The 22201-nt window shown below is 58.2% G+C and carries 15 protein-coding genes; 3 read left to right on the top strand and 12 right to left on the bottom strand.

All coding sequences use genetic code 11. From position 1 onward, the window contains the following. Nucleotides 1-103: 103 nt before the first annotated feature. The 3 genes from PQU98_RS09560 to nirB form a co-directional block, all read right to left on the bottom strand. Nucleotides 104-2761, bottom strand: coding sequence for a nitrate reductase (locus PQU98_RS09560; RefSeq protein ID WP_272744717.1), 2658 nt, complete (start codon nt 2759-2761; stop codon nt 104-106). 187 nt (nt 2762-2948) lie between these two features. Further along, nucleotides 2949-3281, bottom strand: coding sequence for a nitrite reductase small subunit NirD (nirD, locus tag PQU98_RS09555; protein WP_272744716.1), 333 nt, complete (start codon nt 3279-3281; stop codon nt 2949-2951). Continuing rightward, a complete protein-coding gene (nirB, locus tag PQU98_RS09550) occupies nt 3281-5761 on the bottom strand; it encodes a nitrite reductase large subunit NirB (RefSeq protein ID WP_272744715.1) in 2481 nt (826 codons plus the stop codon). Before nirB ends, nirD begins: the two co-directional genes overlap by 1 nt. A gap of 398 nt (nt 5762-6159) precedes the next feature. Here nirB and PQU98_RS09545 point away from each other — a divergent pair, with 398 nt between their 5' ends. Continuing rightward, the gene (locus PQU98_RS09545; protein WP_272744714.1) at nt 6160-7908 is read left to right on the top strand and encodes a bifunctional protein-serine/threonine kinase/phosphatase; all 1749 of its coding nucleotides are present in this window, start codon (nt 6160-6162) and stop codon (nt 7906-7908) included. Nucleotides 7909-8098: 190 nt separating this feature from the next. On the opposite strand, the gene PQU98_RS09540 is transcribed toward PQU98_RS09545, so the two are convergent. The 6 genes from PQU98_RS09540 to PQU98_RS09515 form a co-directional block, all read right to left on the bottom strand. Beyond that, nucleotides 8099-8908 (bottom strand): ABC transporter ATP-binding protein, encoded by an 810-nt coding sequence (locus PQU98_RS09540; RefSeq protein WP_272744713.1) that lies wholly within the window; start codon nt 8906-8908, stop codon nt 8099-8101. 191 nt (nt 8909-9099) lie between these two features. Then, nucleotides 9100-10014 carry a nitrate ABC transporter permease gene (gene ntrB, locus PQU98_RS09535; protein WP_272744712.1) on the bottom strand — a complete coding sequence of 305 codons (915 nt, stop codon included), beginning with the start codon at nt 10012-10014 and terminating at the stop codon, nt 9100-9102. Between the two features lie 139 nt (nt 10015-10153). Continuing rightward, nucleotides 10154-11440 carry a CmpA/NrtA family ABC transporter substrate-binding protein gene (locus tag PQU98_RS09530; RefSeq protein ID WP_272744711.1) on the bottom strand — a complete coding sequence of 429 codons (1287 nt, stop codon included), beginning with the start codon at nt 11438-11440 and terminating at the stop codon, nt 10154-10156. A 29-nt stretch (nt 11441-11469) separates the two neighbouring features. Further along, entirely contained in the window at nt 11470-12555 is a 1086-nt protein-coding gene (locus PQU98_RS09525) for an alginate export family protein (RefSeq protein WP_272744710.1), read from the bottom strand. 509 nt (nt 12556-13064) lie between these two features. Beyond that, a complete protein-coding gene (locus tag PQU98_RS09520) occupies nt 13065-14204 on the bottom strand; it encodes an ABC transporter substrate-binding protein (RefSeq protein WP_272744709.1) in 1140 nt (379 codons plus the stop codon). Continuing rightward, nucleotides 14204-14791, bottom strand: coding sequence for an ANTAR domain-containing response regulator (locus PQU98_RS09515; RefSeq protein WP_272744708.1), 588 nt, complete (start codon nt 14789-14791; stop codon nt 14204-14206). Before PQU98_RS09515 ends, PQU98_RS09520 begins: the two co-directional genes overlap by 1 nt. Nucleotides 14792-15065: 274 nt before the next feature. Between PQU98_RS09515 and PQU98_RS09510 the strand changes: the two genes are divergently transcribed. Further along, nucleotides 15066-16277 (top strand): nitrate/nitrite transporter, encoded by a 1212-nt coding sequence (locus PQU98_RS09510; RefSeq protein ID WP_272744707.1) that lies wholly within the window; start codon nt 15066-15068, stop codon nt 16275-16277. A gap of 245 nt (nt 16278-16522) precedes the next feature. Here the strand turns inward: PQU98_RS09510 and modB are convergent, their stop codons facing one another. Next, a complete protein-coding gene (gene modB, locus PQU98_RS09505; RefSeq protein ID WP_272744706.1) occupies nt 16523-17197 on the bottom strand; it encodes a molybdate ABC transporter permease subunit in 675 nt (224 codons plus the stop codon). A 2-nt stretch (nt 17198-17199) separates the two neighbouring features. Continuing rightward, complete coding sequence (gene modA / locus PQU98_RS09500) at nt 17200-17943, bottom strand: molybdate ABC transporter substrate-binding protein (protein WP_272744705.1); 744 nt, start codon at nt 17941-17943, stop codon at nt 17200-17202. A 279-nt stretch (nt 17944-18222) separates the two neighbouring features. On the opposite strand from modA, the gene PQU98_RS09495 reads away from it, so the two are divergent. Next, a complete protein-coding gene (locus PQU98_RS09495) occupies nt 18223-21009 on the top strand; it encodes a bifunctional diguanylate cyclase/phosphodiesterase (RefSeq protein WP_272744704.1) in 2787 nt (928 codons plus the stop codon). Here PQU98_RS09495 and PQU98_RS09490 read toward each other — a convergent pair. Then, a complete protein-coding gene (locus PQU98_RS09490) occupies nt 21006-22163 on the bottom strand; it encodes an aminotransferase (protein WP_272744703.1) in 1158 nt (385 codons plus the stop codon). The two genes, PQU98_RS09495 and PQU98_RS09490, sit on opposite strands and share 4 nt — an antisense overlap. Nucleotides 22164-22201: the final 38 nt, after the last annotated feature.

Below are 22201 nucleotides of genomic sequence, written 5' to 3'. Positions count from 1 at the left end.
AGCGTTAGTGTCTAAGAAAGGCCGGAGGGGGGTATTACCCCACCCGTCTGCTTCCCTACGCTCGCATCCACCCTCCCCTACAACAGGGGAGGTTCTAAGGGCTTTACGCATGAACCGGCTCCTTTTTGATGGCGTGTTTCAGCAGGCATTGTTTCAGTTCGCCCTTGCACGACCCGCATGACGTGCCAGCGGTGGTGATTTCACCGATCTCATCGACGGTTTTTGCGCCGTCTTCGATGGCCGCCAGAATGACTTTTTCGCCGACAGACCGGCAGGCGCAGATGATCCGGCCTTTGTCCTGCATCCCCGGCAGCCGCCCGATCAGCAGGGCGGCGCGGTCGGCAGGGTTCAGTTCGGCATCGCCAAAGCGTTCCAGCAGCCAGTCGCGCGGGGGCAGCTTTTTATGGATCGGGGCCAGGAATATCGCCCGTGTAATTCGCCCATCCTCAACCCGCACCCGCCGCGTCAGGCCGGTGGTCGCATCCTCAAGGATCAGATTGGCCTCAACCGATGCGATATCGACCGGAGCAATCCCGGCAATTTCAAAGCAGTCGGCATGGGCATGGGTGGTACGCCGCCAGATGGTGTCATCAGGCCAAATCGGCAACTCACCGTCAAAGTCGCGCGGCGCCATGACAAAGCCGTGCCAGGCTTCGTTATAGGCGCGCACATTGGCCGGGGTGTGCTTGAATTCCGGCTGACCTGATATGGGATCAACCGCCGGATTGATAAGCTGGTTCGAGCGGCCAAACGGTGCGAACTGCTTCGTCCAGTGCATCGGCACCGATAAGCATCCCTCGCGCACATCATCGGTCACGCGGGCTTTCAGGATGGCCTCACCCCAGGCCGTCGTCACGACCACCAGCCGTCCGTCCTTGATGTGCAGGCGACGGGCGTCTTTGGGGTGGATATCGAGCAGTGGCTCGGTCAGGTGGCGGTTCAGTTCCGGCGCTAAGGCCGTGCGGGTCAGGGTGTGCCAGTGATCGCGCACGCGGGCCGAATTGAGGTGGAATGGAAATTCGGGTGTGGTCTGATTGGCGGGGCAGCGTACAATCGGCGCGATCAGACGAGCGCGGCCGTTGGGGGTGTTGAACTGACCATCGGCGAACAGACGATCTGAGGGCAGGCCATCGGATTTGAACGGCCAACGCACCGGCTGGAGGGCGTCATATTCGGCCTTGGACATGCCGGTGAGGCCGCCCAGATCAAGGAAGCGTTTGCCATCATTTTCAAAGGCGGTCAGGCCGGCATGTTCGGCAAAGACCTCATCCGGCCCTGCCCAATTAAATGCCGACACCCAGTCAGTATTCATGCGGCGGGCGACCTCAGCGATAATCGCCCAGTCAGGGCGCACGTCACCCGGCAGAGGCACCAGATTGCGCTGACGGGATATAACGCGCTCAGAGTTGGTGACCGTGCCGTCCTTTTCGCCCCACGCGGCTGCGGGAAGCTGAACATGGGCCATGTCCATCGTATCGGTGCGGGCGATGACGTCCGACACCACCACCAGTTCGCAGCCCGACAGGGCCTCATGAATCTTATTAGTGTCGGGCATGGACACCATCGGGTTGGTCGCCATGATCCAGATCGCTTTGACCTTGCCCGTGCGCACCGCCTCGAACATATCGACGGCTTTCAGTCCGGCCTTGGGGGCGATGGTTGGCGATCCCCAGTAACGCTGGACAAGGGATTTGGACGCCTCATCAAAATCCATATGGGCAGCCAGCATGTTGGCGAGGCCACCAACTTCGCGGCCGCCCATTGCGTTGGGCTGACCGGTGATCGAAAACGGTGCCGCGCCCGGTTTACCGATCTTACCCGACAGCAGGTGGGCATTGATCAGGCTGAGCCCCTTATGCACGCCCTGCGATGACTGGTTTGAACCCATCGAAAACAGGCTGACCACCTTGGGCGTGTGCAAAAAGCCGTCGTAAAAGCGCTTAAGATCAGCAACCGAAATGCCGCAGTCGTCGGCTATGGCATCAAGGCTCTGATCGTCGGTGCTCAACGCCGCCATCAGGCGCGAATAGCCCTCCGTATGCTGATCAATGAAATCATGATCGAGTGCATCGCGGGCAATCAGATGCGCACACAATCCGTTCCACAGGCGGATATCGGTTTGCGGTCTGATCATCAGGTGCAGATCGGCCGCCTTAGCCGTATCGGTACGCTTAGGATCGATGCAGACGCGGAACTGGTTTTCCCGCGTCTCTATCCGGCGGTACAGCACCGGATGGGTCCAGGCGGCGTTGTGACCTGAGAATACCAGCATGTCGGCCTCGGTCAGGTCGTCATAGGTGCCGGGCACCAGATCGGCCCCGAACGCTTGCTTATGGGCGGCAACAGCGGACGACATGCACAGCCGTGAGTTGGTGTCGACATTGGCCGTACCGATATAGCCCTTGGCCAGTTTGTTGACGGCGTAATAATCCTCGGTCAGCAACTGTCCTGAGACATAAAACGCCACCGCATCGGGGCCGTGGTCGCGGATAACCTGCGCAAATTTGGCGGCAACTGTCGTAAGCGCCTCATCCCATGTCGCCGTTTCCATCTGCCCATTGCGGCGAATACGCGGCTCCAGCAACCGGCCCTCAAGGCCAAAGGTGTTGCCGAGTGCCGTGCCTTTGGAGCACAACCGGCCCTGGTTGGCGGGATGGGTTTCATCGCCGGTCACCGTCATCTGACGATTATTTACGACCGCCTTAACCCCGCAGCCGACGCCGCAGTAGGGGCAGGTTGTCGATTGGGGAAAGGTGGTCATTTTATCCTCTCAGAACCTCCCCTGATGGAGGGGTTTGACGCCAACAAACGATCCAGTGAATCGTTTGTCAGTCATGGGGAGGTCTGATTATCAGACCGGAAGGTGGGGTTTACCCCCTCTGTCGTTCGCTTCGCTCACAGACAGCTCCCCCTGCACCGCGCGGGCGGCCCCGCAGGGGGAGTTCTCATCAGCGCATCCCCAACAATATCCGCTCATTCTCGATTTTGAGCGGAACGGTCGGGGTGCAGCCCTTACCGGCATCGGCACCAACCGCTTCGCCGGTTTGCAGGCTGAACGACCAGTTATGCAGCGGGCAGGCGATATGGCGGCCGTGAACTATGCCTTCGGACAAAGGCCCGCCCTTATGCGGGCATTTGTCCATCACGGCGTAGTATTCGTTATCAACCGTACGAAAGACCGCGATAGCCCCAAGGTCGGTATCGACGCGGCGCGCACCCTGATAGGGCACATCAATGGCTGCACCCACATCGATCCAGTTAAGTGTAACATTGGCGTTCATCACACATTCTCCTTGAGAGCGCCTTGATCGACGCCTTCGCGCAGGTCAGCCAGTGGCGAAAAGACCTTGGCCGGTTCTGATTTCGGGGCATGTTCCGCCCACGGATCAACCTGAAACACGGCTTGGGATTCCAGGAAACGGGCCTTGAGGTCAGCCCGCGTTTCTTCGTCAAACAACTGCGTCTTGACGAACTCCAGCCCGACGCGTTCGATCCACGGGGCGGTGCGTTCCAGATACCACGCGTCTTCGCGGTAAAGCTGAACAAAGGCCATCGAATAGTCGCGCGCTTCGGCTTCGGTGGCCACCTTGCACAGCAAATCGGTGCCGCGCAGATGGATACCGGCATTGCCGCCGACATGCAGTTCATAGCCAGAGTCAACACAGATCACGCCATAGTCCTTGATGGTGGCTTCGGCGCAGTTGCGCGGGCAACCCGACACGGCCATCTTGAACTTGTGCGGCATCCATGAGCCCCAGGTATCCTGCTCCAGCTTGATGCCTAGCCCGGTTGAATCCTGCGTCCCGAACCGGCACCATTCGGAGCCAACGCAGGTCTTCACCGTCCGCAACGCCTTGGCATAGGCGTGGCCGGAGACCATGCCTGCGGCATTGAGATCGGCCCAAACGGCAGGCAGGTCGGCCTTTTTGATACCAAACAAATCAAGCCGCTGACCGCCGGTGACCTTGACCATCGGCACATCGAACTTATCGCAGACATCGGCGATGGCGCGCAGTTCCTTGGCGGAGGTCACGCCCCCCCACATGCGCGGCACGACCGAATAGGTGCCGTCTTTCTGGATGTTGGCGTGGTTGCGTTCATTGACGAAGCGTGAGCGCGGATCATCGTGATATTCGCGCGGCCAGGCGCACAGCAGGTAATAGTTCAGCGCCGGACGACATGAGGAACAGCCATCGGGCGTCGACCACTTCATGGCCTGCATGACGTCGGGGATGGTTTTCAGTTCTTGTTCCACGATCGCTTTGCGGACATGCTGGTGGCCGTGCTCGGTGCATTTGCACATCGGCTTGGGGCCGGTCTGGGCCTTAAACGCATCACCCAGCGTCACCTTCAGCAGTTGCTCGACAATGCCGGTACATGACCCGCACGACGCCGAAGCCTTCGTGCAGCCGCGCACCTTATCGAGATTGTCTGCGCCTCCACAGATCGCTTCAACCACTGTACCCTTGGTAACGCCGTTGCAGCCGCACACTTCTGTGTCGTCGGGCCATGCTGCAACGGCGGCATTAGGGTCCACGCCGGCCAGGGCCTCCGTCACCGCCTGACCGAAGATCAGGGTGTCGCGGATACCCTCTATGGTTTCGCCCTTCTTGATCAGGTCGAAATACCACGCCCCGTCAGCCGCTTCACCGAACAGGACGGTGCCGACCAGCTTATTGTCTTTAACGACCACGCGCTTATAGACGCCGCGGCCCGGATCGCGGAAGACGATGTCCTCGCAGCCTTCGCCGCCATTGAACTGACCGGCGGAATAGAGATCGACGCCGGAAACCTTAAGGCGGGTGGCAAGCTCTGAGCCGTAATAGGCGGCGTCCGGGTTCTTGCCCGTCAGCACATCGGCCAAGGTGCGGCACATATCCCAGATCGGGGCCACAAGGCCGTAGCAGGCGCCGCGATGCTGCACGCATTCACCAACCGCGAAGATGCTGGGGTCTGAGGTGCGCATCTGGTCATCGACCACAATGCCGCGCTCGACCGTAAGACCCGCTGATTTAGCCGGTTCAACGTGCGGGCGGATGCCGACGGCCATAACCAGCAATGAGGCCGGAATGATGCGGCCGTCTTTGAGTTTCAGTCCCTCGACATGGGTTTCCCCGACAATGGCTTCGGACTGGGCGCTGAGGACCGAGATCACACCACGCTCCAGCAGGGCTTTTTCCAGCAGGCGGCCTGCGGCCTCATCGAGTTGCCGTTCCATCAGCACATCGACAAGGTGAATAACGGTCGATTTCATACCGCGCTTGGCCAGACCGTAGGCGGCCTCCAGCCCCAGCAGACCGCCACCGATCACAACCGCTTCGCCGCCACGCTCCGCAGCCTTTTGCATCAAATCGACATCGTGCAGATCGCGGAAGGCGACTACGCCCTGAAGGTCAGAACCGGGCAAGGGCAGGCGGATCGGATCGGAGCCGGTCGACAGGATCAGATAGTCATAGCCGATGGCCTGACCGTCGTGCAGGATGACCTGTTTGGCCTCACGGTCGACCTGTTGCACCCAGTAGCCGAAGTGGGTCTTAACGCCGTTGGAGTCGTACCATTCCTGAGAGTGGGTGACGATATCGTCAAAGCTTTTCTCACCGGCCAGAACCGGCGACAACTGAATACGGTCATAGGTGGCGCAGGCTTCGGCACCGATGATCGAAATGTCAAAGCTCGACGAGTCGCGCTTTAAGATTTCCTCGACGATGCGGCCACCGGCCATGCCGGCTCCGATCACCACGATGCGTTGTTTGTTGTCCATAACGGCGGCCCTCAAGGGGTGAAAGGTTGCGTTTTGGCCAAAAAAAATCCCGCAACCCTTGGGGCGCGGAGCCTTTACGGGTTGCGGGACATCTTTGTCCTATGGAGCCATCACCTGTCATCATTGACGGGAAACGGCGAATTTCGTTAGACCCTCATTGGTCTGTGGTTTTATTACGCCTGTCTTTTGCAAAAATGTCAAACTGAAATTGTGCGGCGCGTTGTTTTCGGTTTAGATGGCGTCAAATTCCAGATTGCGTGAGGGCCCAAATTACGTGAGGGCTAGTCACGAAATCTGGCAAGGGCGACTGCCCGCCCGAACTTACGTGAGGAGCCAAACCGCCGGATGGCGGTGCCCGGCGTCTTAGGGACTGAAAAAAGACAGGGGGATATGTCGCTATGGTCGTTGCCACCACACGTCTTAAGGCTGCCATAGGCTATAGCAGCCATATTGGCCGGCGCACCGAAAATCAGGATTTCGCCGCGGCGTGTCTGGCTGATGCACGCTCCCACCACGGTTTGGTCGCCGCCGTGGCGGACGGCGTTGGTTCCCGCAAGGGCGGGCGTGTGGCCGCCGAACTGGCCGTTCGTTCCTTTATCGATGACTATCTCAGCCAGTCTGAGGCCCTGTCGCCGCAAAAGACCGCCGGTCGGGCGCTGGAGAGCATCAACCACTGGATTCACCTGCAAGGGATCAAGGACGAAAACCTGAAAGGCATGGCCTGTGTCTTTACCGGCATTGTCATCAAGGGGCGCAGGCTGCACAGCTTTCATATCGGCGACACCCGCCTATATCGTCTGCGCGAAGGGGCGATGGGGCTTTTGACGCGCGACCATAAGCCCGACGGAGCGGAAACCTCGAACTTCATCACCCGCGCTATCGGGTTTGATGAAGCGGTTCGGATTGACTACCGTGTCCACGATGTCATGCCTCATGACCGGCTCTTGCTCTGCTCGGACGGCGTGCATGGTAAGCTCAACGATACCCAGATCGGTAATATTCTGGCGCAGCGCTTATCTCCGGATGAGACGGCCAAAAAACTGATCGATCTGGCGATGGAACTGGGCGGGGATGACAATACGACCGCGCTGGTCATCGATATTTTCGAGTTGCCGCCCGCGACCGTCAAAGACCTTGATGCCTTTATAGCCCGCCTGCCCATGCGCGACCCGCCGGAAGTGGGCGAAGAGGTTGATGGTTTCAAATTAGAGGCCATGTTGTCGGACGGCATCTACAGCCGCGTCTTCCGCGCCCGTGATCTGAATGAGCCGCGCACGGTCATCCTCAAGTTCCCCAAGCCCCACAATCTTCAGGCCGATACCTCGGCCCGGCAGGCCTTTGTGCGTGAGACCTGGGTGGCCAGCCGTGTGCAGCATATCTGGATCGGTTCGGTGCTGTTGCTCCCGCCCAAGCGTCAGACCTGCCTCTATGTGGCGCAGCCCTATTATGAGGGCGAAACCCTGGAAAAACGCCTGTCGCGCAAGCCAGTGGTGTCCCTGTCCGAAGGGCTCGATATCGCCATTAAACTCGCCAAGGCGCTGGGGTCTCTGCACCGCGCAGGCGTCATCCACCGCGATGTTAAGCCCGATAATATTATTTTGCTGAAGGACGGTGGTCTGAAACTGCTCGATCTCGGCTTTGCACGCTTGCCGCTGCTGGATCAGCCTATAGGCATTATTCCACCGGGCACGGCCAACTACATGTCGCCGGAAATGTTCGACGGCGAATGGGGTAATGAACAATCCGATATTTTCGCGCTCGGCGTTACCATCTACCGCATGTTCTCCGGCGGGGCGTTTCCTTATGGCGAATCGGAGCCGTTCACCAAACCTAACCTGACCCGTCCGGATTCATTGCTGAAAAAGCGTAAAGACCTGCCGGCCTGGCTGGAAAGCCTGATCGTGCAGGCTCTGGCCCCTGATGCCACCGAGCGCTTTCAGGATGGGTTCGAGATGGCATTCAAGCTGGAAAGCGGGGCCTATGCGGCGGCCCCGACTTCGCTTAAGCAGCGCTATTTTGAGCGCTATCCGCAGCGTTTCTGGCAGTTGACGACGCTGATCCTGTTTATTGTTCTGCTGCTGGTGCTGGGCAGCGGGCTGCAAATCACCCCGGAACTGATGCGCAGTTTGCTCGATAGGCTGGGGTGAGGTGTTCAAAGATTAGGTGAATTAATTATACTCCCCCAGCTTGCTGGGGGAGGTGGCGCGCCGGAGGCGTGACGGAGGGGGGAAGCCAGCGAGCAAGTCGCTTGGACTTGTCAGGTAAAAACAGCAAAGAGCCCCCACCACCATTCGCTCCGCTCATGGCCCCCCCCGGCAAGCCGGGGAGGTATAAATATTATGCAGGTACCGGCTCGAACTTGACCACACGGTCATGTTCCTCAAGGAAGCTGACGATCTCCTGACGGCAGGACATAAAGCTGCGGTCATCATAAAGTTCGCGGCGGACGCGCGGACGCGGTGAGGTGACGTCAACAATCTTACCGATCGTGGCCTTGGGGCCATTCGACATCATCACCACCCGATCTGCCAGCAGCACGGCTTCATCGACATCGTGGGTAATCATCAGGACGGTAGCCTTGATGCGGTCGTGCAGTTCCATGACCGTATCCTGAAGATGGCCGCGGGTCAGGGCATCAAGTGCACCGAACGGTTCATCCAGCAGCAGCACCTTGGGCTCCATGCTGAGCGCGCGGGCAATGCCGACGCGCTGTTTCATGCCGCCGGAAATCTCGCCGGGACGCTTATCCTTGGCATGGGTCATCTTGACCAGATCGAGATTATTCATGACGCGCTCATGAACCTTTTTCATGCTCTCAGTGTGGCCATAGAGTTTGTTGACGGCCAGCTTGACGTTTTCATAGACCGTCATCCACGGCAGCAGGGAATGGTTCTGGAATACCACCGCGCGCTCCGGGCCGGGGCCGGTGATTTCTTTATTCTCAAGCAACGCGGCCCCCATCGTGACGGGCACGAGCCCCGCCACCACGTTGAGCAGGGTCGATTTCCCGCAGCCGGAATGGCCGATGATCGAGATAAACTCGCCGGCCTTAACGCTTAAGGACACATTATCGAGCACATGGGAAATGACCCCGTCGCGCTCAAAATCGACATAGATGTTTTCAAGGGAAAGAATGGGTTTTTGCATGAGGAGGGCTCCTGTTTTCTTGAGAACTCCCCCTGATGTAGGGGGAGCTTGAGGCAAAGATTTAATCTGCGCCTCAAGAGGGGGTTAATTTCCCACTCGGCTGCAAACCGAACGGGTGGTTACCCCACCACCCCCTGCGGGGGTATCCTCCCCTTCCCAAACTTTTGGCAAGAGGGGAGGTTCTAACTGCGTTAATCCGCCGTCGTGCCACGCGACACATATTGACCGATCATGGCCACCAGACGGTCGAGAATAAACCCGACCATGCCAACCCACATCAGGGCGACGATGATGTCGGACATGCGTGACGAATTGTACTGATCCCAGATGAAGAAGCCGATGCCGACCCCGCCCAGCAGCATTTCCGAGGCGACGATGGCCAGCCAGCTCATGCCGACCCCGATGCGCAGACCCGTAAAGATATGCGGGGTGGCGGCCGGCAGCATGATCTGAAAAAAGAACTCGACCGGATGCAGGCGCAACACCTTGGCGACATTGAGATAGTCCTGCGGGATATTGCGCACGCCGACCGCGGTATTGATCACAATCGGCCAGATCGAGGTGATGAAGATCACAAACAGGGCCGAAGGTTCCGCTTCACGCAGGGCCGCCAGCGAAATCGGCAGCCAGGCCAGCGGCGGCACGGTGCGAAAGACCTGAAAGATCGGATCAAGACCCTTACGGGCCAGATCGACCGTACCGATGAACGCACCCAGAAGCACGCCCGCAATGGCCGCCAGACCAAAGCCGATCCCGACCCGGCTGAGTGAGGTCATCACATGCCAGAACAGGCCCTTATCGACCCCGCCGCGATCATAGAACGGGTTGAAAATCAGTTCCTGCGATTCCAGCAACACCATTGACGGCGCGGGTAACCCGCCCGGAAAGGCATTGGAGATGACCTCCCAGATCAGCAGGAACGCGGCGATGGTCAGGGCCGGCATCAGCCAGGTCGCGACCTTATCCGCAAACTTACGCAGTTTGGCGGCGTTGATCTGCTTTTGCTGGGCCACCGCGATCGGATCACGGATGGTTGCGCGGGCGGCGGCGGTCGGGTGTGTAGAGGTGGACGCTGGATCAGGCATTTTCTGCACTTCGAATGGCATGAGTAAAACCTTTGTTTTTATCCCTTCTCCCCGAGAGCGGGGAGAAGGTGGCCGAGTGGAACGAGGCCGGATGAGGGGCAAGTCCTGCGATCAAAATGCCCCTCACCCCGCCCTCTCCCCGCACGCAGGGAGAGGGGGATTAGCTGAGCTTCTTGATCGGTTGGCTGTTGAGGTAGGCGGCAGGGTTGGCCGGATCGAAGACCTTGCCGTCGAAGAATTTCTCAACACCGCGTGAATCGGAAGCTGGCGTTTTGATGCCGTACTGTTTGGCGACTTCGCGCCACAGGTCGGCACGGTTGACCTTATTCACCAGCGCCTGCGTATTCACGGCATCATCGATGATGCCCCAGCGCTTGTTCTCGGTGACGAACCAGGCGTCGTGCGACTTAAACGGGAAGGCGGCGAAATCGGCCCAGAACTTCATCAGGTGTGGAGAGCCGGTGACATTGCGACCATCGCCGTAATTGATCTTGCCTTGTAGGCGCGGGACGATGTCGTTGATCGGTACGTTGATGTACTGACGACCGGCCGCGATAGCGCACATGGCCTGACGGTTGGCGTCGCACCATTGGGCCGCTTCCATGCAGGCGGCGATCAAGGCCTTGGCGGCGTTAGGATATTTATCAACCCAATCGGCACGCATCCCCAGCGCCTTTTCCGGATGGTTCATCCAGATTTCAGACGTCGTGGTGGCGGTATAGCCGATCTTTTGATTGACCAGTTGGCCGTTCCACGGCTCGCCGACGCAGAAGGCATCCTGGGTTCCGGCCTTCATATTGGCGACCATCTGAGGCGGCGGAATGACGATGGTCGAGCAGTCGGTGTCGGGGTTCACGCCTGCTGCTGCCAGCCAGTAACGCACCCACAGGTCATGGGTGCCGCCGCGATAGGTCATGGCGACCTTGGCCATATTACCGGCGGCTTTCATCTGGGCGAACTTGGCCTTGAGGCCTGCCGCATTCAGGCCAACGGAGACGCTCTTCAGGTCGTTGCCGACGCTGATCGCCTGACCGTTGGTGTTGAGGCGGGCCAGAATATACATCGGCGTCGGGCGCGCACCCACGCCGAGCGTAAACTGGTACGGCATCGGTGACAGGATATGGGCCCCGTCTATGCCGCCGCCCTTTGAACCCAGCACGATATTGTCGCGGGTGGCGCCCCATGAGGCCTGTTTCAGTACCTCAACATCGGGCATGCCGTACTTGGCGAACAGGCCGCGCTCCTTGGCGATGATGAGCGGGGAGGCGTCGGTAAGCGCTATAAAGCCCAGGCGGGCCGAGGCGACTTCCGGCCCCTTTCCGGCGGCCCAGGCCCCTGAGGGCAGGGCCAGCTTGGCGGCGGCCAGCGTAAGCGCCGCGCCCGTCAACAGCGTGCGGCGTGAGGGCTGGATTTCGGCCGCGACAGCTTTGGATTTAATATCGGTCATGGTGGTTAAGTCCTTCAAAGTCTTCGCGGTTAAAGTTTATATTCAAGGCCGACCCACACCTTGGTGCGGGAGGCGGGGGCCGCCGTATTGGCGCGCTCAAAGTCAGCATATTTCAGCATCAGGCTGAGGTTTTTGGTCAGGCCGGCTGTGGCCAGCGCATCCCATTCGGTGCCCAGTGCCTGACCGGTACGTTCGGTCTCAAGGTCGCGGTAAATGACGGTAAAGGTCGGGTTGATCAGCCACGGCACCTTGGTGTGGGTGGCCGCGATCAGGCTGAAATTCATGTCCTTGATGCCGTTAACGTGGGTTTTGTTGCCGCCGTTGGCCGAGAAGACATCCGACCAGCCCTGAAACGCATGGACAGTGGCCAGTGGCGTGATGAAGCCCTGCGTGCCGTTGCCCTCAAGCACTTCGTAGTTCAATTTGGCGGTAAAGATGTCGTAGGTCGCGCTGAAATCAGCCGAATACTGCGCCAGTTTAAAGTCAGCCGGATTGTTGGCGTAATCCTTTTGTTCGGCGTACTGGGCGGCATAGGCCAGCTTGAACATCGATGCCCACAGGCTGCCGGTGGCACGTACCCCGTAAGTATTGGTCGAGTTGGCCGCGGCATTATCGAACTCAAGCGCGTAGTCAAACGCCTGAACTTTCAAGGCTTCAGATATCGAGTAGGTGGCATTCAGGACATGGGATTGTGAATCCCAGTCGCGGGCTTCGGCGAGGATCCGGTTAACGCCGGTGATATAGGCATAGGTCAGTTTCAGCTTACCAACAGCCGTGTCGATGCGGGCGGCATCAAAGGTCTGCTCATCCTGACGCCAGCCGACCGAGCCGATAAAGCGTTGATCATCAAGGGCGATGCGCTGACGGCCAACGGTTACGGTTGTAAAGGCTGACGGCGTCCAGATCAGTTGCAGGCGGTTAATTTCAGTCACTTCCGGATCGGCCACGACCGCATAGGCGGTTTTGCCGTTCAGGTTTGAGTTATAGTCGCCATCAAGGGCGCGAACATCTTCAATTTCGGCCAGCAGTTTCAGACCCTTGAACTCACCGGACTGAAAACCGACGCGGTTGCGCCACGTTAAGGCGCCGGTTTCACGCAGGCCAGCTTGCGTCACGTTCTCAAATCTCAGGCGGGATTCGAGTATAGGCTTTGACGCCTGTAAAGCTTCAGCAACTGTCTCTTGGGCGAAAGATGAATTTGAGATGATGCTGCATGTCAATGCAGTGGTTGCGCAGAAAAAAAGGCGCAGTTTTCCGGTAGGCTTAAGTTTTGCCACTTTCAATATCCCCAATGTGTGAGCAAAAAAAAACGCCTCAAGAATTTTTCGCATCGAAAACCGGTGCGATAAAAACTTGAGACGTCGATGTCTTTATGGTGGAGGTTTAAACGCCGCCCTTGGCGAATAAAAACGCTTTAGCCGTCCTTGGCTATACTTAGAGCCTCATCCCGAATTTGTATTTCGTCAATGGGAATTCGTGCATTTGCGAAATATTTTTCATATGGGACGATGCGGTGCAGCAAAAATGTCACGAAAGGGTCATCAAAACCGCCGTTTCAAAGGCTTTGGGGCCTTTACGGGCGCGCGGGGAAAATGGTTACGTTTGAAATTACCGACTTAATCGCTCAGGCGCTGCGGAAAATACCACCGTCAAACAGCTCATTTGCGGGCATTAAAATGGGGTTAGGTGTGGCGTTCAGCGTCCACGGCACGGGCTCACCGCCTTCGGTTTTTTCATCGGTGGCAGGAATATCGAGCCCCAGAGACGCTGCTGCCTGTCGCCACAGGTCGGGCCGGTAGATCTGGCGGGCAATGGTGTCAAAGTCATGCTCCGGCGTCGTAAGCCCCCAGCGGACGAACTGCCCCATGAACCATTTGGCATGACTGATCCACGGGAAGGTCGTGGTTTGCGGGTCAAGCAGCAGGCCGGCCCCTTCGGTTGATAGGGCCAACTCAATGGCCTCCAGCGGTGCCCCGACATAGCCCGGTTGCGCCAGAATTTGAGCCAGATCGGACGTGCTGGCATCCTTTGCCCACTGTGCTGACCTCAGCAAGGCGCGCACCAGGGCAATCACGCCATCAGGGTTCTCATTGGCCCACGGTTCACGCACCCCTAACACCTTTTCGGGCTTGAGCGTCCAGAAATCGGGGTCGGAAAACAGTACCTGCCCGTCGCCATTAAGCTGTGCCATCTGCGGCCAGGGTGAGCCGGAGCAGAAGCCGTCGATCACCCCGTCGCGCAGGGCATCGGCCATCCGCGACGGCGGCAAAACCACCCACTGCACCTGACGGTCAGGATCAATGCCGCCGGCGGCCACCCAGTGACGCAGCACGAAATGGTGGGGCGAATAGGCAAAGGGCATGGCCAGAACGACCTTGGGTGCACCGACCGCACGGCGCCTGGAAATCTCATCACGAAGGGCGCGGGCAGTATCCAGCAATCTCGTTTTATCGTCGTGGATCAGCGCGTTCATCAGACGTGACGATACCACCACGCTGTTGCCATTGGCGCCCAGCGCCATCGGGGCGATGATCTTGCCCAAAGTAGGCCCAAGGCCCAGCCCGCGCGACAATGGCATGGGCGCCAGCACATGGGCCGCATCGAGCAGGCCGTAAGACATCTTGTCGCGAATGTTCGACCAGTTGGCTTCGCGGCTGAGCGTTACATCCAGTCCTTCGGCGGTGTAATAACCCAGCGCCTCGCCCAGCAGCACAAGGGCTGAGTCGTTGAGCGGGCTGAAACCGATCTTCAGGCTTAGAACCATTATCCTTCTCCCGGTTTCAAAAGGCCGGATATAGCCAGAATATCGGCGGCGACGGCCGCCATCGGCCGGCCGGTATCCATGGCATGCTTGCGCAAAATCTTATAGGCGTCGTCTTCGCTGATCCCGCGTGAGGTCATCAAAACTCCCTTGGCGCGGTCGATGCTCTTGCGCGCGGCTAGGTCGGCCTTAGCCTTGGTCAGATCATTGCGAAGGGTCTGCATCAGGTTAAAGCGATGGGTCGCGACCGTCAGGATCGAGGCGACCCGGTTCGGTGAATAGCCATCGACGATGTAGGCGGCGACGCCTGCCTCCAGTGCCTCAGCCGTCGTGTTGGCGTCTGAGCGGTCAACGAACATAGCCACCGGTCGCGGGGCCTGCTCATGGGCGATCTGGAGCGCATCAAGCGTATCGCGATCAGGACTCTCGCAGGCGATGATCACCATCTCCGGGTTGATGTCCTTAAGGCGCGCCAGTTCGAACCGCGGCCAGTGATGGATGGTGGCGTCCTGATGAGCCGTGTCCGCGCGTATGCCTTCGGCCACAAGGGCCGCGCGGGCATCATCGGGATCGATAATCAGAACATTCATCGGCGGCACTTCGGGGAGGCGTGAATCGCCCCTTAGGGCTATGCTAAAAATGCTGCGTTGCGCAAGAGGGTACGGTTCACCAAATGACGCTTGTGTGACAAAAAAATCAGGCCATCTTGACGCGAGGGGGCCATATCGCTTATGGATAGAGATAACAGCGATTGGGGAACTGGCCAACGAGGGTCAGTGTTCCGGGACGAACCGGACAGTCGTAACTCAACCTTACATTCCCCCACACGCGTGCTTACGCACGTCATGTCATCGCAGGTTCGTCATGATATCCAAAGAGTTCCTTAAGGCCGGGCACGCCCCGACCCTGTTTTCCGCCTTTCTCTATTTCGACATGAGCTTCATGGTCTGGGTATTGCTGGGCGCCCTCGGTGTGCAGATTGCCGCCGATCTGGGCCTGACACCTGCCGAAAAAGGCTTTATGGTTGCCGTGCCGATCCTGACCGGTGCATTATTGCGCATGGTCAATGGTGTGCTGGTTGACCGTATCGGCCCGAAAATGACCGGCGCCATCAGCCAGATGATCGTGATTTCCGGCCTATTGCTGGCCTGGCTTTTGAATGTCAGCAGCTATGAAGGCATTCTGGCACTTGGCGTTGTGCTGGGGGTTGCCGGATCGTCGTTTGCTGTGGCCCTGCCGCTGGCGTCGCGCTGGTATCCGCCGCAGTATCAGGGCATTGCGCTGGGTATCGCCGGGGCCGGCAATTCCGGCACCGTGTTCGCGTCCTTGTTTGCGCCGTCCCTGGCCAAGATGTTTGGCTGGTCGACTGTGTTTGGTCTGGCGACCATTCCGCTGATCATCGCCTTTGTCATCTACATGCTCTTTGCCAAGGATGCGCCGGATCAGCCCGCGCCCAAAAAGCTTGAGCAATATCTGAGCATCCTGAAAGAGCCCGATGCGTGGTGGTTCATGCTGTTTTACGGCGTCAGCTTTGGCGGGTTTGTGGGCCTGAGTTCCTCGCTCAACATCTATTTCAACGTCGAATATGGTCTGGGGCCCGTTATTGCAGGCTTCTTTACGGCGGCATGTGTCTTTGCAGGCTCTCTGGTGCGCCCGATCGGTGGCGGTCTGGCCGACAAGATCGGTGGCATCCGTACCCTGTCGATCATGTATGTGGTGGCGGCAATCGCTCTGGTGATTATGAGCGTCAAGCTACCCAGTGCCTATGCCACTCTGTTTGTGTTGATCATCGGCATGAGCGCGCTCGGTATGGCCAATGGCGCGGTGTTCCAACTGGTGCCGCAGCGTTTCCGCAGTGAAATCGGCGTCATGACGGGGCTGGTGGGTATGTTCGGCGGCATTGGCGGCTTTTATCTGGCGGCCAGCCTTGGGGTCTCGAAACAGGCACTGGGCAGTTATCAGCCGGGCCTGATCGGCTTTGCGGTGCTGGCGGTGATTGCGTTCGGCGGCCTGACCCTGATCAAGCGTCGCTGGCGCACCACCTGGGGCGCGGCCATTGCCGATGCGCGGATTTAGAGTTGGATGATTTGGGGCAGTCTTTCACCTAAACCACCATTACAGCGGCGGCCAAGATGGCGGAGCCATCGCCCGGCGAGGGACTAAACTTCAAGCCGCCATTGCGGCGGCGGCCAAGATGGCGGAGCCATCGCCCGGCGAGGGACTCTTAAAAAGTGTTAGTAAGCGTTGCGTATCCGATCTGAAACTATCCGATATCCGGATGAAACTTTACAGGCCCGCGTACCCCCTCGCGGGCCTGTTTTTTATGGCTTTGTCCGGTGCCGATCCATCCACAGCAGGGTCATGATGATCGCAAAGGCAAACACGGCCAGCCCCGCCGCCAGTTGGTGGGCCTCCTCCCAGCGCAGTTGTTCGACCAGTTGATAGATGCGGATTGATATCACTTCGGTTTTGCCGGGGATTGACCCGCCGATCATCAGCACGACGCCAAACTCACCGATGGTATGGGCAAACACCAACAGGGCGGCAGTGATAAAGCCGCGCCGCGACTGGGGCAGGGCCACCTCAAAAAAGGTACGCAGACGTGACGCACTTAGGGATGAGGCGACATCCAGTTGTTTAGGATCAATCGCGGCAAAGGCATTGCGGATCGGTTGTACCGCGAATGGTAGGGAATAGAATACTGACCCGATGACCAATCCGGTGAAAGTAAAATTGAGCGTGCGGATGCCGAACGGCTCAAACAGTACCATCAGCGGACTGTTGGGCCCCATCGCCACGAGCAAATAAAACCCCAGCACGGTCGGCGGCAGAACGATGGGCAGGGTGGTGATGGCGGTGACCACATCCTTAAATACACTATGTCCACGCGCCAGCCACCAGGCCAGTGGCGTGGCGATCAACAGCAGCAGAACCGTCGTCACCGCCGCCAGCGACAGGGTGATATGGATTGCGTCAAGAAGGCCTTCGCTTGCCACGCTCAACGCACCTCATAGCCATATGAGCGGATAATCCTGATCGCTTCGGGTGATTTAAGAAACGCCATCCACGCCTTTGCGGCTGGGTTTTTATCACCGGTTTTGAGCAGGATGACCTGTTGGTCTATGGGTGTATAATAGGATTTCGGCACAATCCAACGTGATCCGTCTTTAGAGCGGTAAATCTGTGATAAGGCCACAAACCCAAGCTCCGCCGATCCGGTTGAGACGAAATTATAGGTCTGGGCGATTGACGTGCCCTTGACGATTTTGGGGGCTACCGCGTCATAAACACCCAGTTTTCTGAGCGTCTCAACGGCAGCCACGCCATAAGGCGCCGTACCCGGATCGGCGATGGCCAGCTTATTAAACTTTCCGCTTTTGAGAACCGCGCCTTTCGCGTCAATCAGCTTTGGATCAGCGCTCCACAGCACCAGCGCCCCGTAAGCATAGACAAAGCGCGTGCCTTTGACCCCAAGTCCTTCGGCTTCGGCCTTAAGGGGGCGCTCAGCATCGGCGGACATGAAAACCTCATAGGGCGCGCCGTTCATGATCTGGGTATAGAACTGACCTGACGGCCCAAAGCTCAAACTCGCCTCATGGCCGGTACGGGCCTTAAAGGCGGCGGCAATATCCTTGGCGGGTTCCGTGAAGTTGGCGGCGACCGCCACCTTGACCTCACCGGCATAACTTACCGCCGTTATGGGCAGAACCAGCATCAGGCACAGCAGCAGACGTAATAACATGGGACTATCCTGTCTTTAGCCTTTTGTAATTTAGGTCTTTTGAAACTGTAAAGGCAGGCGCGCGGCACCACAACCGTTTATCATTTTATGTGACGCAATAGGTGTAATTTCTTACCTTACGTAAACTTGAAAGTATTTTTAAACAACGCCGTCCGGTTAACTCCAAAAAAATCATTATTTCATAAAAAGACCAATGAATTCGGGCCTATGACGGAAGTATTCGCCATTTGGTTGTGATTTTAGTTGATGAATTCAACTTATGGATTTTTTGGAGCCAGAATGTTCCGCGTTATTTCCTGCCTGACCGATCAGCACGATTGGGTTTTGGTCGCATTGGCCGCCATAGTTTGCCTTGTCTCCTCATTCGCGGCGGTGAACCTCATGCACCGAGCGACAGCCACCGATGGCAAATCGCGCCTGAAATGGCTGCTGACCGCAGGGATGGCGACCGGCTTTGGCATCTGGGCCACGCATTTTATTGCCATGCTGGCCTATGATCCGGGAGTGGCGACGGGCTATGACCTTAATCTGACTGTTTTGTCTCTGGTGATGGCGATTGTCGTGACCGGGGCCGGGATTGCTCTGGCGGTGACGGCGGAGTTTAAGGGCGCTCAGGCTGCGGGTGGCGCCCTGGTCGGGGCGGGTATCGGCTGCATGCACTATATGGGCATGACCGCCATGCAGATGCCGGGCTATATTTCCTGGCAACTGGATCTGGTTCTGGCCTCGATCGTTCTGGGCATGGTGTTTGGGGCTGTGGCCCTGATGGTGGCAGCGCGCGCAAAGACCTGGAAAGGGATCGCGGCCGCGACCGGGCTTTTGGTTCTTGCCATTGTTTCCCACCATTTTACCGCTATGGGCGGCGTCGTCATCACACCCGATCCGGCGCGGGTCATTGGCGGACTGATGCTTAAGCCGGACAGCATGTCGCTGGCCATCGCGGTTGCGGCCATGTCGGTGCTGGCGGTCTGTTTGTCGGCGGCGGTTCAGGGGCGGCGTATGGAAGCGGCGGTGGCGGCGTCTGAGCGAACCTTCAAAATTCTGGTCGAAGGCGTGAAGGACTATGCCATCTACATGCTGGATGAGCATGGCCATGTGAATAACTGGAACGCCGGTGCTGAGCGGATCAAAGGGTTCAAGGCCCCTGAAATTGTGGGCAAGCATTTTTCCTGTTTCTATCTGCCGGAAGCTCGCGAAGCCGGGGCGCCGGCACGGGCGTTGCAGATCGCGCTGGAAGCCGGCCGTTATGAAGAAGAAGGGCGGCGTCTTCGCAAAAACGGTGAGCCGTTCTGGGCGCACGTCATTATTACGCCGGTGCGCGATGAACAGAATAATCTGATGGGCTTTGCCAAGATTACCCGTGATGTCACCGTGCTGCGGGCCGATCGCGAACACCTGATTAATATGTCGGCCAATCTCGACATGGCGCTTAGCCACATGTCGCATGGCCTGTGCCTGTTCGATAAGAACGAGCGGTTGGTGCTGAGTAATCAGCGCTTTACCGAGATGTTCAACCTGCCGGTTGAGGCGGTATTTGAAGGTGCCAGTTTCCGCTTTCTGATTGAGCAGGGCATGGCCGCCCGCGATGGTAAGGTGCCTGATGAGGCGACCGTGCGCGAAGCCTATTCCAAGCACAAGGCTGCTCTTTATAAGCCTGAAGGCAGCACTCTGGTGGTCGAACTGTCGCCGACCTGCATTATCTCCATGACCTACCGGCCCATGCCGCACGGTGGCTGGGTGGCGACCTATGAAGACATCACGGACCGGCGTATGGATGAAGCGCGCATCGCCCATATGGCACGGCATGATGGCCTGACTGGCCTGCCCAATCGTGAGCATTTTACGGACTACCTCGATCAGGAACTGGAGTGGGCGCGCCGTCACCAGTCTAAGGTCGCGGTCATCGCGATCGACCTTGATCGCTTCAAGGAAATTAACGACACACGCGGCCATGCGGCGGGCGATGAGGTGCTGAAAGCCCTGTCCGCACGTATGCAGAATGTGCTGCATGGAGATGAGTTTGTGGCCCGTTTTGGTGGCGACGAATTCAGTGCGGCCAAGCGCTTTGAAAACGATGGGGAGCTTACCGATTTCATCGCCCGCCTGTCAGGGGCGTTAAGTGAAGTCATCGACCTTGATGGCTATGAACTGACGCCTGAAGGTAGCCTTGGGGTCGCTATCTTCCCGCAGGATGCCGACAGCCGTGATCCGCTGATGAACAATGCTGATCTGGCGCTGTATCGGGCTAAATCGACCCACGGCGAACGTTTCTGCTTCTATGAGGCGCGTATGGATGAGGCGGCCCGTGATCGCCGCGCCATCGCCAAGGATCTGTGGGAAGCCATCAAAAATGATGAATTCCAGATCTATTACCAGATCCAGAAATCCGTCATGACGGGCGAGACGACCGGCTATGAGGCCCTGCTGCGCTGGATACATCCGACGCGCGGGTTTGTGTCTCCGGTCGATTTCATTCCTGTCGCCGAAGAGTGCGGCGCGATCCTCGATATCGGGGAGTGGGTGTTGAGAACGGCCTGCCGTGAGGCGGCAAGCTGGGATAATGACGCCAAAATCGCCGTCAATCTGTCGCCGGTGCAGTTAGGTAATGTCAATCTGGTGCAGGTGGTGCATGAGATTCTGATTGATACCGGACTGTCGCCCAAGCGGCTTGAGCTTGAAATTACGGAATCGACCATCATCGGTGACAAGACCCGCGCCCTGCACATCCTGCGTCAGATCAAGGCGCTTGGCGTGACTATCGCCATCGATGATTTCGGCACCGGTTATTCGTCGCTCGATACGCTCAATTCCTTCCCGTTCGATAAGATCAAGATCGACCGGTCGTTCCTGATGGAGGCGGAGCAAAGCCCGCAATCTCTGGCGATCATCAAGGCCATTCTGGCGCTGGGTAAGAGCCTGAATGTGCCGGTGCTGGCCGAAGGGGTTGAAACGGAGGCCCAGCTTGGTTTGCTGCGGTCAGAGGGCTGCGATGAGGCGCAAGGGTACCTGCTGGGCCGTCCGGCGCCCATGTCTAGTGAAGAGATCAGAAGAGCGAAATCGGCTTAGGTTTTGGCTGTGGCGGCGGCCCTGATCAGGCCTTCGATCCCCTTATCGAGCGTAGTAAGAGACTTGGCAAAGCACAGCCGCAGGATGGGCAGTTCACGCCCCGTCGGGCAGAAGGCCTGTAGTGGAATCGTCGCCACGCCGCAGGTCTCCAGCGCATGGTGCGCAAAGGCCAGTCCGTCCATCTTAAGGTTCAGAGGCGTCAGGTCGATGTTCAGGAAATAGCTGCCACCAGCAGGCAATATCTCAAATCCGGCATCACTGAGACGGGTTGTCATATAACCGCGGGCGATCCGCAGTTCTTCCCGTGCCTCGTCAAACCGCTCGGCAGGCAAACCAAGACCGTAAGCCACCCCATATTGCAGGTTGGGCGGGGTGGTGAAGGTGATGAACTGATGGGCGCGGGCGACCTGTTCAATCAGGGCTTGCGGCCCACAGACAAAGCCGACTTTCCAGCCGGTCAGGGCAAACAACTTACCCGCCGATCCGATCTTCAACGCCCGATCTTTGAGGCTGTCGATATGCAGAACGCTGAGGTGGGGCTGCTCGAAAACCACATTTTCCCACACCTCATCACTGATGACTACGGCGTCATATTGCGCACAAAATCGGCCAAGGCTTTCCAGTTCGTCCCGCGTCAAGGCGTGCGTGGTCGGGTTGTTGGGCGTGGTGATCATGACTAACTTGGTCTTGTCCGAAAAGACGGCTTTCAGATCCTCATCGTCAAAGCGCCAGTGCGGCGGCTTAAGCTGCACGATTTTCGGCACACCGCCCGCGCGCTCAATCAACGGGATATAGGCGTCGTACATCGGCTCAAACACCACCACCTCATCGCCTGGGGTGATCAGCGACAACAGAGCGGCACAGATGGCTTCGGTCGCCCCGGAGGTAATTAGTACATTGTCAGCCGCATCAAGATTGAGGTTTTGTGTGCGGCCATAGAAATCCGCCACAGCCTGACGCAGTTCCATCAACCCGCGCATGGGTGGATACTGGTTCGACTGGTCAATCAAAGCCTCAGCCGCGGCACGTCTGACATCTTCAAACCCGTCGCTTTCCGGAAAACCCTGCCCCAGATTGACCGCCCCCAGTTCCCGCGCGCGCAAGGACATGGTTTCAAAAATCGAGGTCTTTAGATCACGAAAGACTGGGTTCATGCACATCTCGGTGTTTGGACTTATGGTATTTTTATTTA

Source organism: Asticcacaulis machinosus (genome assembly GCF_028550435.1).
Lineage (GTDB): Bacteria > Pseudomonadota > Alphaproteobacteria > Caulobacterales > Caulobacteraceae > Asticcacaulis > Asticcacaulis machinosus.
Note: the sequence above shows the minus strand (reverse complement) of the source record. Positions and strands in the feature narration are given on the sequence as shown.

Coding starts and splice junctions, on each gene's coding strand:
- PQU98_RS09560 (WP_272744717.1), bottom strand. CDS start 2,761: ATGACCACCTTTCCCCAATCGACAACCTGCCCCTACTGCGGCGTCGGC.
- nirD (WP_272744716.1), bottom strand. CDS start 3,281: ATGAACGCCAATGTTACACTTAACTGGATCGATGTGGGTGCAGCCATT.
- nirB (WP_272744715.1), bottom strand. CDS start 5,761: ATGGACAACAAACAACGCATCGTGGTGATCGGAGCCGGCATGGCCGGT.
- PQU98_RS09545 (WP_272744714.1), top strand. CDS start 6,160: ATGGTCGTTGCCACCACACGTCTTAAGGCTGCCATAGGCTATAGCAGC.
- PQU98_RS09540 (WP_272744713.1), bottom strand. CDS start 8,908: ATGCAAAAACCCATTCTTTCCCTTGAAAACATCTATGTCGATTTTGAG.
- ntrB (WP_272744712.1), bottom strand. CDS start 10,014: ATGCCATTCGAAGTGCAGAAAATGCCTGATCCAGCGTCCACCTCTACA.
- PQU98_RS09530 (WP_272744711.1), bottom strand. CDS start 11,440: ATGACCGATATTAAATCCAAAGCTGTCGCGGCCGAAATCCAGCCCTCA.
- PQU98_RS09520 (WP_272744709.1), bottom strand. CDS start 14,204: ATGGTTCTAAGCCTGAAGATCGGTTTCAGCCCGCTCAACGACTCAGCC.
- PQU98_RS09515 (WP_272744708.1), bottom strand. CDS start 14,791: ATGAATGTTCTGATTATCGATCCCGATGATGCCCGCGCGGCCCTTGTG.
- PQU98_RS09510 (WP_272744707.1), top strand. CDS start 15,066: ATGATATCCAAAGAGTTCCTTAAGGCCGGGCACGCCCCGACCCTGTTT.
- modA (WP_272744705.1), bottom strand. CDS start 17,943: ATGTTATTACGTCTGCTGCTGTGCCTGATGCTGGTTCTGCCCATAACG.
- PQU98_RS09495 (WP_272744704.1), top strand. CDS start 18,223: ATGTTCCGCGTTATTTCCTGCCTGACCGATCAGCACGATTGGGTTTTG.
- PQU98_RS09490 (WP_272744703.1), bottom strand. CDS start 22,163: ATGAACCCAGTCTTTCGTGATCTAAAGACCTCGATTTTTGAAACCATG.